The sequence below is a fragment of the Laspinema palackyanum D2c genome (assembly GCF_025370875.1).
Taxonomy (GTDB): Bacteria; Cyanobacteriota; Cyanobacteriia; order Cyanobacteriales; family Laspinemataceae; genus Laspinema; species Laspinema palackyanum.
The window spans coordinates 27,958-46,310 of sequence record NZ_JAMXFD010000010.1; the positions used below are offsets into that span (position 1 = coordinate 27,958).

Here is an 18,353-nt window from a genome sequence, read left to right on the forward strand (position 1 = left end):
ATTTCTGCTTAATTCAGGAATAAGGGCAGATTATGTCAATAACTAAGCGGTGTCTTGCAGAGTTCATTGGAACGTTTTGGTTGGTCTTTGGGGGATGTGGCAGTGCAGTGCTTGCGGCCTCTTTCCCCGATTCAAACAATGCTTTGGGAATCGGACTCTTGGGGGTGTCCCTGGCATTTGGGTTAACGGTGATGACGATGGCATACGCGATCGGTCACATTTCGGGGTGTCACTTGAATCCAGCGGTTTCCCTGGGTTTATGGGTGGGAAAACGGTTTCCAAAAACCGATCTCGTGCCTTATATCAGCGCGCAAATCGGTGGGGGGATTTTTGCTGGGGGACTTCTTTATCTGATTGCCAGTGGTAAACCTGGATTTACTCTCATGGATGGATTTGCCGCGAATGGTTATGGAGTACATTCTCCCGGTGGCTATTCAATGTTAGCCGCTTTGGTGACTGAATTTGTCTTGACCTTCATGTTTTTGTTTGTGATTATGGGAGTAACCGATCGCCGGGCTCCTCAAGGTTTCGCACCCGTGGCGATCGGGTTAGCATTGACCCTGATTCATTTAATTGGCATTCCCGTTACTAATCTTTCAGTCAATCCTGCACGCAGTATCGGACCTGCAGTCTTTGTCGGGGGTTGGGCGATGGCACAACTCTGGTTATTCTTGTTAGCACCCCTGGCCGGTGCCGCTTGTGCTGGACTTGTCTATTCCACACTGGTGGGTGATGTCAAACTGCGGCGCATGAAGCTAAAAATCTAATTAATTTTGTGAGTGTTTGTGAGTGTTTGTGTTTGTGTGATAAATATGGAAACCCGCTTTTTGAAAGCGGGTTTTTTAATCCCTAACCGAGTTTTTAAAAGCGGTCATTTTATATATCAACTGCAAAACTCCTGGATTTACAAAAATCGACTGAGGTCAAAATCATCGGGTTCTGAGGTGGTTTTTTTGAAGCGTTCTGAGAGGAGAATGAGAAGGATTCGTTCGGTATAGTCTACAGCACCCCGTAACTCTTCGCGGAGGATTTCTAGGCCGCCGTTGGCATATTCTTCAAAGATATGCGCGCGTTTTTCTTCAGAATCGGGGTCGTTGGGGGCGATAATTTTGGAGTCTTTGGTTTCGGCGATCGCCAGCAATTTAATCACCAAATCATATCCTTTCGTGACAAAGGTATCGATGTCTATTGGACCCGGTTCGGTTTTAGAAATTGCGCCGAGGGGAACTCGTTTTTTGCGTTTTGCACCCAAGGCGGCAGCAAAAACGAGAACATCAGTAAAGTGACGAAATACGCCGGTTTTGTTGTCCGATGAGGTTAAGGAGGTGACTAAATCTGCTTTATCTTTGGCAACCTTAATTCGATATGCACCCATTGCGATCGGCCTGTGTTTTATTGAACAGTGAACAGGTTTCAGGAAGCAACGCCCCCATCTTGTTAAGATAGCACAGATGGGGGCATTTTCATCGTGGGAAAATCATCATTTTAGGGTCCGACTCGATAAACCCCCACATCATCAATGATAAATTCAGTGGAATTTTGACCATCTGTATTCCCCGTAGAAAAGAACAAATAGTCCAAATTATCAAACTTAAATCCATAAGGGGTATAAGTCGCAGCAGCAGACTGAGAACCGGCGCGAAAGGTGAGTAAATCTCTCGGAGTTAAATCATCAACCCCCGGACTGGCATAGTAACTAATTGAACCATCTGGATTGAATGCCATGCCAAGAGTCCACCATCCAGTATTGGTAAATTTTTGTTCACTAGCATTGACATCTACCCCTTCATTATTGGCCCGAACCACCCAGCGAAAAGAGCGACGACCACTACTTTCTTTGTCCATCCAAATCCAAATTCCGGGCCAATAATCTGCTAATTGACCATCCGGTTTACGTCCAGTGGCACCGACGCGAAAACCAATATGATATCCACCCATATCGTGCCATTCATTCAGGGGAGGTAAATAAATTCGCGTCACCACACTCAACCCAGAACCGAGAGGAACATCCCCGATGGTTTTTCCGGGAATAATATTCAGTAAATCATCTTGCTGAATTGTCCCTTCCGTAATATTAGGAGTGCCAGAATTTGTAGTTCTTAGACGCAAGGAATATTGACTTCCGGGTATGCCTCCGGGTGGGGTTCTGACTTGTTCGACAATATCCGGATGTCCCCGAGTCGGTCCCTCGATCCACCTGCCATTGACAGAAACGCTAGTGGGAGCATTCCCGGCATGGATCACTTCAACGGGACCCGAACCGGGATTGTGATATTGATTGTGGAGTTTAGGGTTATTGAAGTTATAACTCCAACCGACTTCCTCGAAGGTATCCCCCAACTCAGGGAGGCGGGTCCCTCTCCCCGGTGGCACCAATTCGGCACCATTAGATAGGGTAAAGGCGACTAAAACGCCTGCTAGGACTTGTGCTGCTTTCATTGAGTTATCAAATTTTACACGGTCTTAAGACGTATTTGTAGCCTAAATTGTGTCAAGTTGCAGCAGGATTGTCCCTGTTTCGTCTTCTCGTGCGATCGCGGGTCATTAGAAACCGGGTTTCTTAACAAAATTCATGGTAAATAGCAACCACTTTGGCGAAAAACCCGGTTTCTGGTCCTGGGTAACAGATTAGAAACCGGGTTTCTTAAAAATGTGCTAGGTTAGCGGTTCTCAGGGGTTGAGACAGAATCAAAGATTTAGTTAGTTGCAGAAAATCTCCCTAATAATTCTTCCCGAGATAAATTTCCTAATTGCAGCATCAGGACGCTCAATTCCTCCGGAGATAATGCCAACACCGGGTCAATCAACGCGGAAAGTTCCTCATCTAATTCCCCAAAGCGTACCCGCAAGAAATTTTCTATCAATTGGCGCTGTCCCTGCTGAATCCCTCGCTGTTCTCCTATTTGTTCTCCTTCGCGGATTGCCTGTTCTCGGTCTTGTTGATAAAGTGGTGCTAATCGCATAATTAACTCCCGTTCTTCTGCATCATTACTTTGATTAATTTGTAAATTTTGTCGCAGGTTGTAAAGCATTTCTAAGGCAACTGCCCGAAAAGGGTTGTCCTGTGGAAGTGCTTCGAGTTCGTCGATCGCTCGTTTTTGGACTGTTCCCCGTCCCAGAAGTCTCAACCATAGGGTTTCTGAGGTGCGCGGTAGTTGGTGAATCACGACGATCGCCGTTCTGAGGGAGTCCCCCATTAAGTACACCCCAGGCAACCAATTTGGTTCTATGATAGCTCGAAATCCATTTAAAAGGTTGGCCGAGGCGGTGGGGGTGAGTATCCATAATCTGGGTAAGTCTGACTCTTGAACCCGCGTATTATTCCGGTTCGCTTCTCGTTGGTAATCTCCCCGAACTTCTAGCAATTTTAAGAGACAATTACAAATGTCGTCGGTGTTAGCGGGGTTACGAAAGGGTTCAAAGATTGCTGGGGTCCCTGCTAATCGTCCTAATAATCCTAATCCCGCAAGATTGGCATCCGCTTCCGGGGAGGGTGCAAACCAAACATCGATTTCTCGAACTTCTCCCGCAACTCGTCGGGAGGGTTTGACTTCTCCGTAGGGGGACAGCAATTCTTCTAAGTAATCTTTGGCAAATTGGTCATGAATAAATCGGGTCATTTGTCATTTGTTTAAGGTTAGAAACCGGGTTTCTTAATAAAGTTTATCCTAAATTGCAGCAACTTTTGCTAGAAACCCGGTTTCTGGTCCTAGGGTAAGGTTAGAAACCGGGTTTCTTAATAAAGTTTATGCTAAATTGCACAACTTTGGCGAGAAACCCGGTTTCTGGTCCTAGGGTAAGGTTAGAAACCGGGTTTCTTAACCAAGTTTATGCTAAATTGCAGCAACTTTTGCTAGAAACCCGGTTTCTCGTCCCCCACTTCTTTTAAAATGCCTCGTCTACCTCCACGACTTCGGTATATTCAAATTCATTGGGACTGAACTTAACTAATGGGTAGCGCATTCCTTTTAACTCGATCCAGTCTTCTTCACAATCGGGTTTGGGAGAGTTGTACACGAGGACATATTCTTTGCCGATATAAGGTTTCATTTCTTGGGCGACTTCTCCCCGCCATTGGGTTTTGGTGACTAAAACAACGAGTTGATTGGCAAGTTGTGGGAGGATTTTAGCAATTTGGCGGCGATAAATTTCGTCTAAACTGCCAAAGGGGGAGTCCATGACGATGGGAAAGGTACTGCTATCCGGTCCCATCAAGGTGTTCTTTTTACTCCACTCGCGAACGCCATCGATAATACCGCCAATGAAGGATAAACTGAGGATTTGATTTTCGCCGGTGGAAGCGGCAACGGGGACTTCAAATCCGCTGGTATTTTCGATTAAGGTGAGTTCGTATTTGTCGCTGAGTTTGGGGAGATAGGGGGTAAAGGAAATTTCGCTAAAAATTTCCTGAACTCGCTGTTCGAGTTGGGTTCTAAATTGGTTTTCAAGGCGCGATCGCACCTCGGTTAAGCGGTCGATCGCATCCTGGGTGGCGAACACTCGTTTTTTGGCTAACTCTTGTTTTTCTTCGTTGGTTTTCTGCTTTTCAACTTGTTTATTTAATCGGTCAATCGCCCCCTGCAAGCTATCTAGCTGAGTTTGATTAGACCCGGATTCTCGGTCCAGTTCGCTCATTTTGCGCTCGATTTCATCTAGGCGTTTCTGCAACTCTTGGATGTTTTCATCGGGATAGCTTCTCAGTTTGTCTTTGATTTCATCGAGTTGGGTTTCTATGGAAGAAAGTTCGGTTCTAAATCCTTCTATTGCCTTCTGTTGGCGGTCCATTTCTTGCCAAAAATCAGGTACTTGTTTGTCGATCGCCTCAACTTGGGTGCTCATGCGAATGGCGGTTTCTTCAATGTCTGCCATGCCTGCTTTGTCCATCCACGATCGCACCAATTGTCTGGCAGGATTGCCTTCGCTGAGTTCGGCACCACAGATACAGCGTTGGCGATCGAGCAATTGTTGGACAAAGGGTTGTTTAATCCCTGCCGGTAATTCCCCTCGGTTGCGTAAATCATTGACTAGGGTTCTAAATTCGCCGGTAAATTCTCCCAGCAAAGTGATATAACCTTGGGTAGAAATGGCTCGTTTTAGCGCTTCTTTTGCTTGTTTTAATTGGTTACGAATGGAGGTATTTTGTTCCTCTAAATTTTTGCGCCGCTTTTGCAATTCTTCGGCACCGCCTAATTCCAGGAGGCGATCGCTGATAGTTTTCTTGAGTTGCGCTTGTGCTTCTAACTCTTTGGTAATCTCCGTTTGTCGTTTCTGAAGGCGAGTGCCGTCTTTCTCCCGGGTTGCCTTTTCTTTTAATAACTGTTTGGTTTGCGGATCGCCAATCGCTTTTAATTCATTTTCTAAGTTTTTGCGGGTTTCCCCGAGATGCCGAATTGCCCGATTTAAAACTTCTAATCCCAGTAATTTCTTAGTTGCTTCGGCAATTTCGGCTTTTTTCTCGGAACGGACGATATACTCGATGCGTTCTCCATCAAAAAAGAAGTATTGATGTAAACTTTCGGGTAAAATACGGCCAATAATATCATCGGGATGTTGTTGCGGTGGAGGAGGGGACCATCTGCCATCATCTCCAGCGATCGTCATAAATAACTCACTGGAACCATGAGTGATTCCTGTCTCAGTATTGTAAGCGCGAATTAGGCGTTTTGCTTGATAGCGTTTGCTGTCATGTTCAAACACCAACTGCGCCCAACAGGCAACAGGTTCACCGGGTTTTGCTTCAGTAATGGCGCGTTTATTCACCAGGCGATCGGGTCCGGCAAAAGCACCGGAAAATTGTTCATAAAGCACCCAAGTAAAGGCATTCATCAGCGTAGTTTTCCCGGACCCATTATTACCATGAATAATGGTGGTATTATGCGACCCTCGGGATAAGAAAATTTCCGGGGTTCTCCCATAAAATTGGCGGAAATTACAAAGCGTCAGAGAAATCAGTTTCATTGAATTACTTCCTTAACAATTCTGAGGATATCATCGTTAATATTTCGGGGCATTTTCATATAGAGTTTATCTTTTTCTGCTTGTAAAACCCGCTCAATAATGGCGCGGACTTCTGGGGAGGCACCGGTGATCGGTTCTTCGATATCCCGCAGTTCCTCATGGGGTCGATTGCTGGGGTGATAGGTGGGCTGATTTTCTGCGAAAATGAGGTGTTTTTTGACAGGAACTGTCCCGGAAGGATAGGGGACTCCCAGGGTTGTATCTGATTCTGGCGGGTGACTGGCGTACATTTTGTGATTTTCTCCCCGATTGAAGTTTTACCCAATTGTCATCAATTTTACCTGGATTAACCCCAACTGTCAAAGACTTAATAATCCGTAAAATTTCTGAAGTTGGAGTAATTGCATTCGTGCTTCTCCGGCATTGTCGGCTAAATCAGCAAATTCTATGAAACGGTGCAATTCTTTTCTTAAGATATTTCGCTCAACTTCTAATGCTTCTCGGTCAAGTTTTGGTGGCATAACAATGGTATCAAAGAGCGTCGCCCGTTCCTTGTTGGGATGAGGGCGCAAAATTCGGCCCCGACGTTGGATAAACTGGCGCGGATTGCCACTAGAGGCGAGAATAACAGCGGTTTTAATCGCGGGGATATCCACCCCTTCATCTAAACAGCGAATTGCCACTAATCCTTGTAATTCTCCACTTTCAAATTGCCGTCGGAGTTCTTCTCGTTCTTCGATCGCCGTGTCAGCCGTATAGGTATTGACCCGATAGCCAAGTTCAGACCCCAGCAGGTGAGAAACTGCTTCCAGTTGGCGATTACTGCCTCGGGAAGCGGACTCTTCAACGGTCCCATCGCCACAATAAAATAAAGTATGGCTGGTATGTAGGCGAGTTTTCATTAACTCCCGCAACGCAGTTAATTTATTACTTGCTGACCCTACTAACCGGGCCCGTTGCATGACTAATCCTCTTAAATCTTCATGATTGAGGTCCATGTTTTCTTGATGGCGTAATATCCACCCAATTCGCTTGGTTAATTTCAAATAAGCATAGCCTTCATTCTCAGTTAAATTCACCAAAATTGGATGATAGAGATACCGCACTAATGCCCCTGCGCGAATTGCATCAGCAAGGGTCAGTTCCGGGGGAATAACCGGGCCGAAATAGTCGAGTAAACCCGCTGTTCCAGTCTCATCAAAATAGCGTTCAGGAGTGGCAGAAAGGGCTAATCGTAAGCCAATTTGCCGGGGTAAACTTTCTTCGAGACGCGGTGCACCCAGGTTGTGTGCTTCATCTCCTATAATCAAGGTTTTTGCAGGGAAGTACCGCAATTGAGACTGTAATCCCTCACTGATCAGGGTGGCATTGGTGGTAATAATTGTGAGAAAAGGTTGGAGGTTGGCGTTGACGTTGTAGAGTTGGGTAGAAAGCTGACTCTGCCAGGTGGAAACATTTTCAAAGGCTAAAATCGGGGCCAATCCGAACATCTCACATTCTCGCGCCCACTGATTGACGAGGTGGCGGTAGGGACAGAGGATGAGCAATACTTGTAATCCGATGCGCTGATAGAGTTCCGTGGCGATCGCCAAGGCAGCGATGGTTTTGCCGCTTCCCGTTGCCATTTTCAGGGTTCCTCGTCCCTGGTTGCCAAACCAACTGGCGATCGCCTGCTTTTGATACGATCGCAGCGTCAAATTAGGCGGCAGGGTCGGAACCCCCGGTCCCGATCTTTCAGCAGAATTCGATGCACTCATTTGTCAAATTGGGGATAAAAAAATATTTTTTATTTTATCTTAAAATCCTGGACTTTTTATTCCCCCTCTGATAAAATAGATAAATTGATCACCATAGAATTGTTCCCACCGACTCCAGTCTAGTCAAATGTCCGAATCTGTTCTACAGTAGATCCGGTAATCCTATCCGTCACATTGCCATCATGCTAGAGGACAAACCGAGGATGCAAGGCAGCCTCACCCTAGAACCAGATACCCTATGGTTTAAGGTGAAACACTGTACGCAACATGGAATAGAATCCGGTGCACTCCAATCGATTCCCACGGATTCTGAGTTTTTAGAAACCCTGGGACTGCGCTTTTTAGTACGGATTTTGTCGAATCTCGTTCGCAAGCAGGAGGCCAAGCAATCCGAAGCCGAGAAAACTCAGAAATCGGGTCAAGAATTTAATCCCTTTTTACCTTATGAACGCGATTTATTTGTCACCGATATTTCCCCCACTCATGTTTGTTTATTAAATAAATTTAATGTCGTAGACTATCATCTGTTATTAGTGACGCGGGAGTTTGAGGAACAGGAAATGTTACTCACCTTGGCCGATTTTGAGGCAATGTGGGGCTGTTTACAGCAGGTTGATGGGTTAGGGTTTTATAATGGCGGCAAGGAAGCGGGGGCGAGTCAGAGACACAAACATTTGCAATTAGTCCCTCTGCCGATCGCCTCCGATGGACCGAGGATTCCTTTGGAACCCGCAATCCTGTCGGCAACGGTGGTAGATGGGGTGGGAACGATCGCCGCCTTTCCCTTTGATTGTGCCGTCACCTTTTTTGAACCCGACTTATTTAACCATCCCTTGGCAGCAGCGGAACTCTCCCTCCAATCCTATCTAAAACTGTTAGCAACTGTGGGTTTACAAGCCGGGGAAACGACACCGAAACAAGCAGGTCCTTATAATCTTTTAATGACCCGAGACTGGATGCTGATTGTTCCGCGATCGCAGGAAAGTTTTGAGTCCATTTCCATCAACTCCCTCGCCTTTGTCGGTTCCCTATTTGTCCGGAATTCCCACGAAATGCAGATTCTCAAAGCAGTTGGTCCCCTGAAAATATTAGAAACCGTCGGGCGAGTTCCTCGGTCCTAATCCGGATTAAACCCGCCGGTTTTAAGGGCGAATCGGAATCTCAATGGTAAACTCTGTGCCTTCCCCAGGTTGGGAATTGCACAGGAGTTTGCCATGATGACGTTCCACAATAATTTGATGACTAATGGATAACCCCAGTCCCGTTCCTTTTCCTTCCGGTTTCGTCGTAAAGAAAGTATGAAATAATTGTTGCTGCACCTCCTCATTCATCCCCGATCCATTGTCAGCAATTTGAATGGCGACACTATTCTCTTTCAATTCTGTCCGAATGCGAATGGTTTTAGTTTCGGGTTCTTTCGGCAAAAGTGCAGGGTGATTCTCTCCAGATGAACCCCTGGTAACCGAGGATAAATGATTAGAGACCCCCACTTCTAACGCATCGATCGCATTAGCAATCAAATTCATAAACACCTGATTCAGTTGTCCAGGATAGCAGGAAACTAAGGGAAGATTTCCATACTCTTTGATGACCGTGACGGATGGTTTAGAACCTGTCGCTTTCAAGCGATTAGATAAAATCAGCAGAGTGCTATCTATTCCGGCATGAATATCCGCTTTTTGAAACACTCCAGGGTCTTTGCGAGAAAAATTCTTCAGGGATTTGACAATTTCCTTGATGCGATCGGTTCCCAGATTCATGGACCGCAGCATTTCCAGGAAATCTTCTTGCAAGTATTCTAAATCGATCGCCGTGGCATGATTTTGGATATCGGCAACAGGTTCAGGATAACATTGCCGATAGAGTTGCAGATGATTCAGTAAATCTTCGCCATATTGGAGGGCCATATTCAGATTGCCGTGAACGAAACTGAGGGGATTGTTGATTTCGTGGGCAACTCCGGCCACTAACTGTCCCAGAGTAGACATTTTTTCCGTCTGAACCAGTTGCAATTGGGCTTCTTTCAAGTCCTGAAGCGACTGTTCTAAATTCTGGTATAATCGGGCATTTTCTAGGGAAATCGCCGCCTGAGAGGAAAGCAACTTTAACACTTCGAGGCGATCGCGGGTAAACACCCCGGTGCTCAAGTTATTTTCCAAGTATAAAATTGCCACAGTATGGCCTTGGTAGGCGATCGGGAAGCAAAGAATTGATTTTGGTTTCTTCGTGATAATATACGGATCCGTCATAAAGACCGACTCCACCGCTGCATTATTGAGAACCAGAACTTCCCCGGTCCGATGCACATAATTAATAATACTCAACGGCAAACAGGAGAAATCTTCCAGAGGAATTCCCGCGCAACTAATTTCAATAGACGGTATCGTAGTCGTCACCGTCTCTTCCTCAATATTTCCCGCCGCTTGGATGACTTGTTTTCCCTCTTTTTCTAGGATTAAAAACCCAGTTTGTGCCCCAGCATTTTCCAGAATGACCCGCATTAACTTATTGAGGAATTTATCGAGAACCAGTTCTTCGGAAAGCGCTAAGGCAGCTTTCATCACCGTGGTCATATCTAAGGCGGAAGAATTTTGGCTGATGCTCGTACTGCTGGTGGAAAAGGAGGAAATAGTTTCCTGAATGCTGAAAGGCCGAATCACTGAGCGTTGGGTGACTCGGGCCAACACTAAGGGATATTTTTGTTCTAAACATTTCACCTTAGCACTGGCTGACCAACGCACATATCCATAGTAGGCTTCCGTTAAATAAAATTGGGCGATTTGTTGATTTCCTCGCTGGAGATGAAATTCACCGGCGAGTTCATTCGCCAGGGCTTCTTCTTGAATATACTGGCTTTCCCGGGCGTGGAGAATGGCCCGGTCATAACCGGCGATCGCCTCGGCAATATCCCCCTTAACTCGGGCTTTTTCCCCTTCCACCAATTCATACTTATGGAGAAAATTATCCGGGGCAAATTCTGACCATTTTTTCATCTTCTCTTGATTTTCTTCTACCTTATCCCACAGCACTTTTTGTTCAGATTCGGGCCGCTTCCCATAGACACCCAATGCAGCCAGGGAGTCATAAAAATAGAAGAGAGGTAACGGATAAACTGCGGTCAAGCCATCTAAATAATTCGCCGCAATCCCGGCATTTTCAAAAGCGGCGTTGCTTTGTCTGAACAGATAGCTGAGAATGAGTTTGTTCAAATACAAACAACATAAAGCGTAGCGATCGCTGGTTTGTTCATGGAGCGGTAACATAGTGAACTCATTATAGAGTTCCCCCACCAGATGCTCTGGATGATCAGCCCCTCGAATTAAGTGAGATAGGACCTGCCAGTACATTTTTTGATAGTTGAGGGTATTCGTCTGCTTGAATTTCTCCATCAGCAGGCTGTAGGAAGACATTTCCGCTTCCAACTGGCCCAATTCTTTTCCGGCAAAAAAGGAATTAATACAGTAATTATAAGCACATAACCCGGCATATTCTAAATCTCCGGTTTCCAGTCCACTCTCATACCCGATCAATAAAGGGGGAATCGTGTGCTGGAGGGGTTCCTTCCAGAACCGGACATTATTATTCACCACCATCATCGTCCGGGCTTTGAGTTTCTGATTCTCGAATTGGGCCAACACCGTTAAGGCTAATTTCCCAAATTGATGGCCGGTTTCGATATCTCCCACAATGCCACATAAAATTAATCCATAACAAGCGTAGGCATAAGTTGACTCATCGGTATTGCCATATTCGAGGGATAGCTTAACTTCTTCAAACACCAGTAAGGGTAACAATAAAGGGGCGGATTGATAGGCGGGAGCAATGGCACTATTGAGAATCCGCATCGCCGCTTTTTTGTCAGGATTGCTCATTTTGGGCAATTCGCTTAAGGCTTTGACAGACTGAGCCGTTAACCGGGAAAACAGTTCCCCTAGTCCGTTTTGAATATGGTCAAAGCTGGGCTGTTCCGGTAAGTTAATTCCTAATAAAGCCAAGGATTCTCTGGCGGTAGCCAAGGCATCCAGTTGTTTATTTTGGGCGGTGTAGGCTTGAATTTTGACTTCATAAATTTGAATTTTGTCCAGGAGAGTCTCGGCTTTTTCGAGGACGATTTGGGCGAGGGACTCCATGCGTTCAAAGTCGGTACTCAAATAGGCAGATTCGGCGGCGGCCAGATGAAGCGGGAGGGTTAAATCATAGCGATCGCCCCAACTGGTGGGATTCAATAAAGCCAACCCTGCCTCCAAATACCGTAATGCCGGTTCGTAAGCGGTGGCCGCTTTGGCTTTATGTCCCGCTTGCAGATTCAAGGCTGCTAATTGATATTTTTCCCCTAAACTCTCGATTAAATCGGCCCCGATATTCAATTGATTGACTAAATCAAAAACTTTTTCTTCTACCGCTTCCCCGGGGGTATTTTGGAAGAGTAACCGTCCGATTTTGAGGTGGGTGGCTTGTTTCTCAGGGTCAGGAATCAAAGAATAAGCGGCTTGTTGGACGCGATCGTGTAAAAACTTATACTGCACCGAAGGGACTTCGGTGTTGAGTTCTTCTCCCTCAGACCCCGAATCCGATTGGAAAAATTTATACAATTCGCTGACGGGAATCACCACCCCCGCTTGCAGCGCTTCCCACAACTGGGCTGAAGTTCCCCCGAGGGAATGCTGATAGACTACCGCTAAGGTCGCGAGGTCGAATTGATGTCCGATACAAGCGGCTAAGGTTAAAACGGTTTGGGTGGAGGACGGTAACCGTTGCAACTGAGTCGCCATAAATTCTACAATGTTCTCGGAAACCGCTAAGGATTTAACTTGGGTGAGATCACACTGCCAATACCCGCGATCGCGATCGTACTCTAGTACATGATCCTCATCCAGGGATTTTAAAAACTGGGTGACAAAGAACGGATTCCCTTGAGTTTTCTGAAACACCAGTTCGGAAATCTTTTGTGCGCGCCCTTGTGGACAGTTTAAGGCATCGGCAACTAGCTGATTCAAATCCTCTTGCTTCAGGGGTGGAACTTCAATGCGGTTGATCGGCACCCCCTGAGTTTGTTCGAGACGATTGACCATTAACATCAACGGGTGCACCGGACTCACTTCGTTATCCCGATAAGCCCCAATTACCAGCAGGTGATGTAAATCTGCGTCGCTTAACAGCAACTCTAGTAACTTTAATGAGGCGATGTCCGCCCATTGTAAATCATCTAAAAACAACACCAAGGGATGATGTTCATTGGCAAACACCCGAATAAAGTTTTGAAAGACTCGATTAAAGCGATTTTGGGATTCAGCCGCCGGGAGTTCCGGAAGTGCCGGTTGTTTTCCTAACAGAAATTCAACTTCAGGAATCACATCAATGATCACCTGTGCTTGTTTTTCTAAAGCAGCCGTGAGTTGTTTTTTCCAGGTGGCGATCGCCTTGGGACTTTCCGTGAGGATGTGGTAGCGAATTAAATCGCGAAACGCTTGAATCAGCGGTTCAAACGGAATATTTCGCTTGAACTGGTCAAATTTTCCTGAGATAAAATAACCCCGTTTTGCCAGAATCGGTTTATGGACTTCCTGAACTAATGCCGATTTTCCAATCCCTGAATATCCCGCCACTAACATCAGTTGAGCAGTCCCGGCGGCAACGGATTCAAATGCCCCCATTAATTGCTCAATTTCCCCGGATCTACCGTACAGTTTTTCCGGAATCTGGAATCGCGCCGCTTTATCTTGCTGGGCGATCGCAAAGGGTTGAATGCTGCCCGTGGTTTGCTGTTGCATCAAACAGGTTTCTAAATCCGCTTTTAACCCTCCCGCTGTTTGATATCTTTCTTCCGCATTTTTCGCCATCAATTTCATAACAATCTCAGCGATCGCCTCGGGAATCTCCGGAACTACTCGGTTCGGGGGGACTGGCTGTTTGGCGATATGATAATGGACTAATTCCATCGCATCCGTCGAGGCAAAGGGTAAGGTTCCCGTTAATAGTTCATAAAACGTTACCCCCAAGGAATAAAAATCCGTGCGATAATCAATGAATCGGTTCATTCTCCCCGTTTGTTCCGGGGAAATATAAGCCAAGGTTCCCTCTAAAGCATTGGGATTGACCAAGGTCAAGGTTTCTTTCGGCAACCGCGAAGAAATACTAAAATCGGTCACCTTAACCTGTTTGGTCAGGGGGTGAATTAAAATATTATCCGGCTTGATATCTTTATGAATGATGCGATTTTGATATAACGCTTCTAAGGCATCGGCAATTTGGATCCCAATATAGAGAAAATCGGAAATAGAAAGGGGATGAGATGTGATATAATCTGTTAAAGAAATTCCGCCAAAATCTTCCAGAATCAGAGCCAATCCATTGCGATCGCGTTCTAAGCTTAAGGGTTTGACAATTCCGGGGACGTTGAGATTTTTGGCGATCGCATATTGATTCCGCAACCGAACCAGTTCCCCCATAGTCGGATATTCAGCATTGGGAATTTTAATCATCACGGAGCTGTCATCCCCGGGCCGAGATCCACGGTACACCAGGGTATGAATACTTTCATGAATTTTTTCGGTGATCAAATAGTCCGCGATCGCTTGCATTATATTGTCTCTCCAGTCCCTGGCACTTTTTTAAGTGTTCTGCTTTCTTTCTATTCTACCGCGCTTGCTCTGAGAGTTAACGACGATTGAGATTTTTTTAAGGATCGATGGGGAGGGGGAGATCCGGAGGATGGGGGAGATGGGGGAGATGCCTAATATTTATCAGTCTTTTTTATCCTTTTTCATCCTTGTGAAATTGGTCCTGGTGAATGGGGAGTTCAAGGGTGAATTCCGTCCCTATCCCTGGGGTGGAGGTACATTGGAGTCCACCTTTGTGGCGATCCACCGTAATTTGATAGCTAGTGGCCAATCCTAACCCCGTCCCTTTCCCGATGGGTTTGGTGGTAAAAAAGGGGTCAAAGAGGTGGGGGAGGGCATTTTCTGCAACGCCACAGCCATTATCTTTAATCTGGATCGCAATGCGATCGCCCGGTAGAACCTGAGTCTGAATCCAGATTTTACCCAGTTCCTGGCGATTTTTCTGGCGAGAATACGCTTCATCAATAGCATCGATCGCATTGGTCAGAATATTGATAAACACCTGATTCAGTTCGCTGGCAAAACACTGGACCTTCGGAAGGGTTCCATAGTTTTTAATCACTTCAATTTCGGGACGATTCCCTTGAGAGTCTAACCGATTTTTCAGAATCATTAAGCTACTCTCGATTCCCGAATGGATCTCTACATCTTTGAGGGCCGCTTCATCATACCGTGAAAAAGTCCGAAAGGAAGTCACAATTTCTCGGATGCGAATCGCCCCCTGTTCCATTGAGTCTAAAAGTTTGGAAAAGTCTTCCTTCAAAAACTCTAAATCCACCTGCTCTACTTTATCCATAATCTCCGGCCCCGGATTCGGATAATGTTGGTCATAGAGTTCCACCACTTCTAGCAAATCCGACAGATATTCTCTAGCATGGATGATATTTCCAAAAATAAAACTAACGGGATTATTAATTTCGTGAGCAATTCCGGCCACCAGTTGGCCCAGACTCGCCATTTTCTCACTTTGAATGAGTTGAGTTTGAGCTTTTTGGAGTTCTTTGAGGGTTTGTTCGAGTTTTTGCGATCGCGCCGTGGCGTCTTTATACAGTTGGGCCTGAGAAATGGCAATTTCCATGCAGTCCCGGACCGCCTCTAACAATTCAAAGTCCGAGGTTTTCCAGGTACGGGGTTCCCCCAAGGTGGCACAACAAATCACCCCTAACTTGCCATTATTTTTTCGCAGGGGAACTAACAAAATCGCACTGAAGCCCTGTTCTAAATAAATACTATGCCAGTCCGGATCCGGCGATTGGACCAAATCATCGCACCAGACCATTTCCCCTGCTGTCAATTGCCCATACAAAGAGTTATTTTCTGGAATCGGGTATTCTCCCAAGAAACTGTCTAAATTGGGCCGTTTAGCCTCTTGAATGCAAGACCAAACCGCAGTCGGTTCCGTTTCATGCCATAAAAAGTAACAGCGATCCAGAGTCAAAACCCGATGTAGTTCAGTTACCACCGTTTGCAGAATCCGATTCAGATCCAGGGAATTGCGAATTTGGGAAGTCAGCCGATTCAGCAGTTCCTCTCGGGCCACTTTTTCTCGCAGTTTAGCCTCACTTTTGAGTCGGTCAGATTCAGCTTGCTTGCGATCGCTGATATCTTCTACCACCGAAATCCAATAATTCCCGTCTTGCTCCATTGCCACAGTTAAATTCACCCAAATCCAGGTCTGATCCTGGCGAATGTAGCGCTTCTCAATGGAATAATGAGTAATTTGCTCTCGCTTCACCTGCTGCGCCAATTCCCAATCTACATCTAAATCGTCGGGATGGGTAATCTCCTGAAAGGTCAGGGCTAACATTTTTGCTTTGGAATATCCCACAATGTCACAAAACCGTTGATTGATGCGAATAAACCGGCCCTCAAAATCCACATGAGCCACCCCCACTGCCGCTTGCTCAAAGGTCGTCCGAAAGCGCGCTTCACTGTCTTTTAAAGCCTGTTCTGCTTGTTTGCGATCGCTGATATCCGTGTTAATTTCTAAAATCGCCCGAGGATGATTCTGTTCATCCCGTTGCAAGGTCCAGCGACTTTCCACCACCACTGGAGTACCATCTCGCTTGGTATGGACCAACTCTCCTCGCCAATGCCCCTCGCGTAAACAAATTGCCATAATTTCTGACAACGGTTCAGGAAACCGCGTCTGCAAAAACTCATGAATATATTCTCCCCTAACCTCGGTGAGACTCCATCCATATAATCGTTGAGCACCTTGATTCCAATATTCGATTTGGTTGTTTAAGTCACGAATGATAATCGAGTCATTCGCTTGGTCCAACATCTCGATCTGTTGACGCATCGACTCTTCGGCCAACTTGCGATCGGTAATATCCAGAACCATCCCATCCCATAACATCGCACCATCGGGTTGAGGTGACTTTTTGGCAGCCCCTTGCAGCCATTTCAGTTTTCCCGAACTGGTGATAATCCGCCACTGATAATACCATTCTTTCCCCGTTTGGGCCGCGCGGATGAAGGAGTCCGCAAATCCCGTACTATCCTCCGGATGAATGATCTGCCACATTAAGTGACAATTATTGAGGACTGCTTCGGGTTCGAGTTCATAAATCTCTCGACAAGCCGGGGAAACATAAGTAAAAATATCCTCCCCGGGTTGGTTCAAATACTGACGATATTGATAAACCATTCCAGGTAAAGTTTTCGCTAACCGTTCAAAGCGGGCTTCATATTCATGCAAAGCCGCTTCGGCGCGTTCCCGTTCCGCTTTCTCCTGTCTCACCTCATCTTTGAACGGGTGAATTTTACCTTGATCATCGGTAATTTCTGTGATAAAACCCATGAGGGAATGCGCCAGTCCCTTGCCATCCCGGACCAAATTCACCCGCAGGGAAACTCGGGCGATCGCCCCATCCTTTCTCAAATATCGTTTTTGTAGGGAATAGCTATCAATCTCGCCTTTGACTAATTTTTTGGCCCAGACTAATTCTCTATTCAAGTCCTCGGGGTGGGTCAGGTCCTCAAAACTTCGCGATCGCAACTCCTGCACTGTGTATCCGACGATCTGGCAGAATTTCTGATTCGCCTGCCAAATTTGACCCTCTAATCCACACTGCACCATACCCATCGGGGCTTGACTAAAGCTCACCTGCAACAAGGTTTCGCTCTCCTCAAGCCTTTTCTGGAGTTCAGCGTATTCTTTTTGCATCGCGACAAGTTGGGACTGTGTGACCATTGGAGCCTACCTCACTCACTACATTTTTGGGAACAACTCGGAGGTTTCAACCGCTTTTGGACTCGCTACTCTCCGGAGTAGTCGGACTGATTTGATATCCCGCCCGCCTTACTCTTCCTATTTATTTCTTGAGAGACTTGACAAAATTTCTAAAAAATGTTTTAGAGCTTTTAAAAAAGTCTTTATATTTATTTTATGTTAATAATAATATCCTGTTTTATACCCAATCCGGTTATTACCCACCTGTTTTGTATTGAACTCCCAGAGGAGCAGATTTGTCCGTTGAGCCTCTCCCCCCTGCGTGGCGTTGACTGTTGGCAGACTATCCCAAACTATCCCACTACCAATCATGCACCAACGGCTTCATCCGTCCCTCGCAACCCCAGTTCATACTAAATTCGGTACTGATAGGTCTATCAGTACCGGATTTAGTATCATCTTCCCCAGAGACATCAACTGACCCTGCCGTTGCAATCAAGGGGGGATGATCCTGTTCGGGTTCCCGGCGCGATCGCCGGACTCAGCAGTTTCTATCGGTCCAAAACCGACCCTCGTCATTCCCCAGGGTTGAAAGAGTTTTGTAGCGATCAACTCTTAATCTGAAGCATTCATGACCTGTTCTGCCATTGCTGCGGCGACAGTATAGCTCATATTGCCATCGTGAGATTTCCCAAAGGGAAGATTGGGCGGTGGTTGCCGTTGAATTGACCCCGCCAAGTCATAGATTCCCACCGATTTATTGGGGTCAGTTTGGGCATGGGGCTGACCACCCGGGGGATAAAATGGTTGGGTGCAGAATTTGTCCGGGGATTTCTGAGG

11 protein-coding genes are annotated in these 18,353 nt (G+C 46.2%); 2 read left to right on the forward strand and 9 right to left on the reverse strand.

The features are described 5' to 3' along the window. The first annotated feature begins 32 nt into the window (after positions 1-32). Positions 33-767, forward strand: a complete 735-nt coding sequence (aqpZ, locus tag NG795_RS13815; protein WP_367289249.1) for an aquaporin Z — start codon at positions 33-35, stop codon at positions 765-767. Between the two features lie 137 nt (positions 768-904). On the opposite strand, the gene NG795_RS13820 is transcribed toward aqpZ, so the two are convergent. From NG795_RS13820 to NG795_RS13845, 6 genes are all read right to left on the reverse strand, one after another. Beyond that, on the reverse strand, positions 905-1,375 hold the full coding sequence (locus NG795_RS13820) for a DNA phosphorothioation-associated protein 4 (protein WP_367289250.1): 471 nt from the start codon (positions 1,373-1,375) through the stop codon (positions 905-907). A gap of 110 nt (positions 1,376-1,485) precedes the next feature. Further along, the gene (locus tag NG795_RS13825; protein ID WP_367289251.1) at positions 1,486-2,439 is read right to left on the reverse strand and encodes a hypothetical protein; all 954 of its coding nucleotides are present in this window, start codon (positions 2,437-2,439) and stop codon (positions 1,486-1,488) included. Positions 2,440-2,696: 257 nt separating this feature from the next. Further along, the gene (locus NG795_RS13830; protein ID WP_367289252.1) at positions 2,697-3,620 is read right to left on the reverse strand and encodes a hypothetical protein; all 924 of its coding nucleotides are present in this window, start codon (positions 3,618-3,620) and stop codon (positions 2,697-2,699) included. Positions 3,621-3,885: 265 nt separating this feature from the next. Further along, positions 3,886-5,958: an AAA family ATPase gene (locus tag NG795_RS13835; protein ID WP_367289253.1), complete on the reverse strand. Its 2,073-nt coding sequence runs from the start codon at positions 5,956-5,958 to the stop codon at positions 3,886-3,888. Further along, positions 5,955-6,248 (reverse strand): hypothetical protein, encoded by a 294-nt coding sequence (locus tag NG795_RS13840; protein WP_367289254.1) that lies wholly within the window; start codon positions 6,246-6,248, stop codon positions 5,955-5,957. The genes NG795_RS13835 and NG795_RS13840 overlap by 4 nt, the downstream gene beginning before the upstream one ends. A gap of 69 nt (positions 6,249-6,317) precedes the next feature. Beyond that, complete coding sequence (locus NG795_RS13845; protein ID WP_367289255.1) at positions 6,318-7,715, reverse strand: DNA phosphorothioation system restriction enzyme; 1,398 nt, start codon at positions 7,713-7,715, stop codon at positions 6,318-6,320. Positions 7,716-7,897: 182 nt separating this feature from the next. Between NG795_RS13845 and NG795_RS13850 the strand changes: the two genes are divergently transcribed. Beyond that, the gene (locus tag NG795_RS13850) at positions 7,898-8,836 is read left to right on the forward strand and encodes an ATP adenylyltransferase family protein (RefSeq protein WP_367289256.1); all 939 of its coding nucleotides are present in this window, start codon (positions 7,898-7,900) and stop codon (positions 8,834-8,836) included. Between the two features lie 21 nt (positions 8,837-8,857). Here NG795_RS13850 and NG795_RS13855 read toward each other — a convergent pair whose 3' ends face one another. The 3 genes from NG795_RS13855 to NG795_RS13865 all read right to left on the reverse strand — a co-directional run bounded on the left by NG795_RS13855 (position 8,858) and on the right by NG795_RS13865 (position 18,266). Then, a complete protein-coding gene (locus NG795_RS13855) occupies positions 8,858-14,296 on the reverse strand; it encodes a trifunctional serine/threonine-protein kinase/ATP-binding protein/sensor histidine kinase (RefSeq protein ID WP_367289257.1) in 5,439 nt (1,812 codons plus the stop codon). A gap of 172 nt (positions 14,297-14,468) precedes the next feature. After that, positions 14,469-17,507, reverse strand: coding sequence for a PAS domain S-box protein (locus tag NG795_RS13860; RefSeq protein ID WP_367289258.1), 3,039 nt, complete (start codon positions 17,505-17,507; stop codon positions 14,469-14,471). 621 nt (positions 17,508-18,128) lie between these two features. Beyond that, positions 18,129-18,266 (reverse strand): hypothetical protein, encoded by a 138-nt coding sequence (locus NG795_RS13865; RefSeq protein ID WP_367289259.1) that lies wholly within the window; start codon positions 18,264-18,266, stop codon positions 18,129-18,131. Positions 18,267-18,353 lie beyond the last annotated feature (87 nt).

Bases quoted from the DNA above. Each gene is read 5' to 3' on its own strand.
- NG795_RS13825 (WP_367289251.1), bottom strand. From the start codon at position 2,439: ATGAAAGCAGCACAAGTCCTAGCAGGCGTTTTAGTCGCCTTTACCCTA.
- NG795_RS13830 (WP_367289252.1), bottom strand. From the start codon at position 3,620: ATGACCCGATTTATTCATGACCAATTTGCCAAAGATTACTTAGAAGAA.
- NG795_RS13845 (WP_367289255.1), bottom strand. From the start codon at position 7,715: ATGAGTGCATCGAATTCTGCTGAAAGATCGGGACCGGGGGTTCCGACC.
- NG795_RS13860 (WP_367289258.1), bottom strand. From the start codon at position 17,507: ATGCAAAAAGAATACGCTGAACTCCAGAAAAGGCTTGAGGAGAGCGAA.
- NG795_RS13850 (WP_367289256.1), top strand. From the start codon at position 7,898: ATGCTAGAGGACAAACCGAGGATGCAAGGCAGCCTCACCCTAGAACCA.
- NG795_RS13835 (WP_367289253.1), bottom strand. From the start codon at position 5,958: ATGAAACTGATTTCTCTGACGCTTTGTAATTTCCGCCAATTTTATGGG.
- NG795_RS13820 (WP_367289250.1), bottom strand. From the start codon at position 1,375: ATGGGTGCATATCGAATTAAGGTTGCCAAAGATAAAGCAGATTTAGTC.
- NG795_RS13855 (WP_367289257.1), bottom strand. From the start codon at position 14,296: ATGCAAGCGATCGCGGACTATTTGATCACCGAAAAAATTCATGAAAGT.
- NG795_RS13840 (WP_367289254.1), bottom strand. From the start codon at position 6,248: ATGTACGCCAGTCACCCGCCAGAATCAGATACAACCCTGGGAGTCCCC.
- aqpZ (WP_367289249.1), top strand. From the start codon at position 33: ATGTCAATAACTAAGCGGTGTCTTGCAGAGTTCATTGGAACGTTTTGG.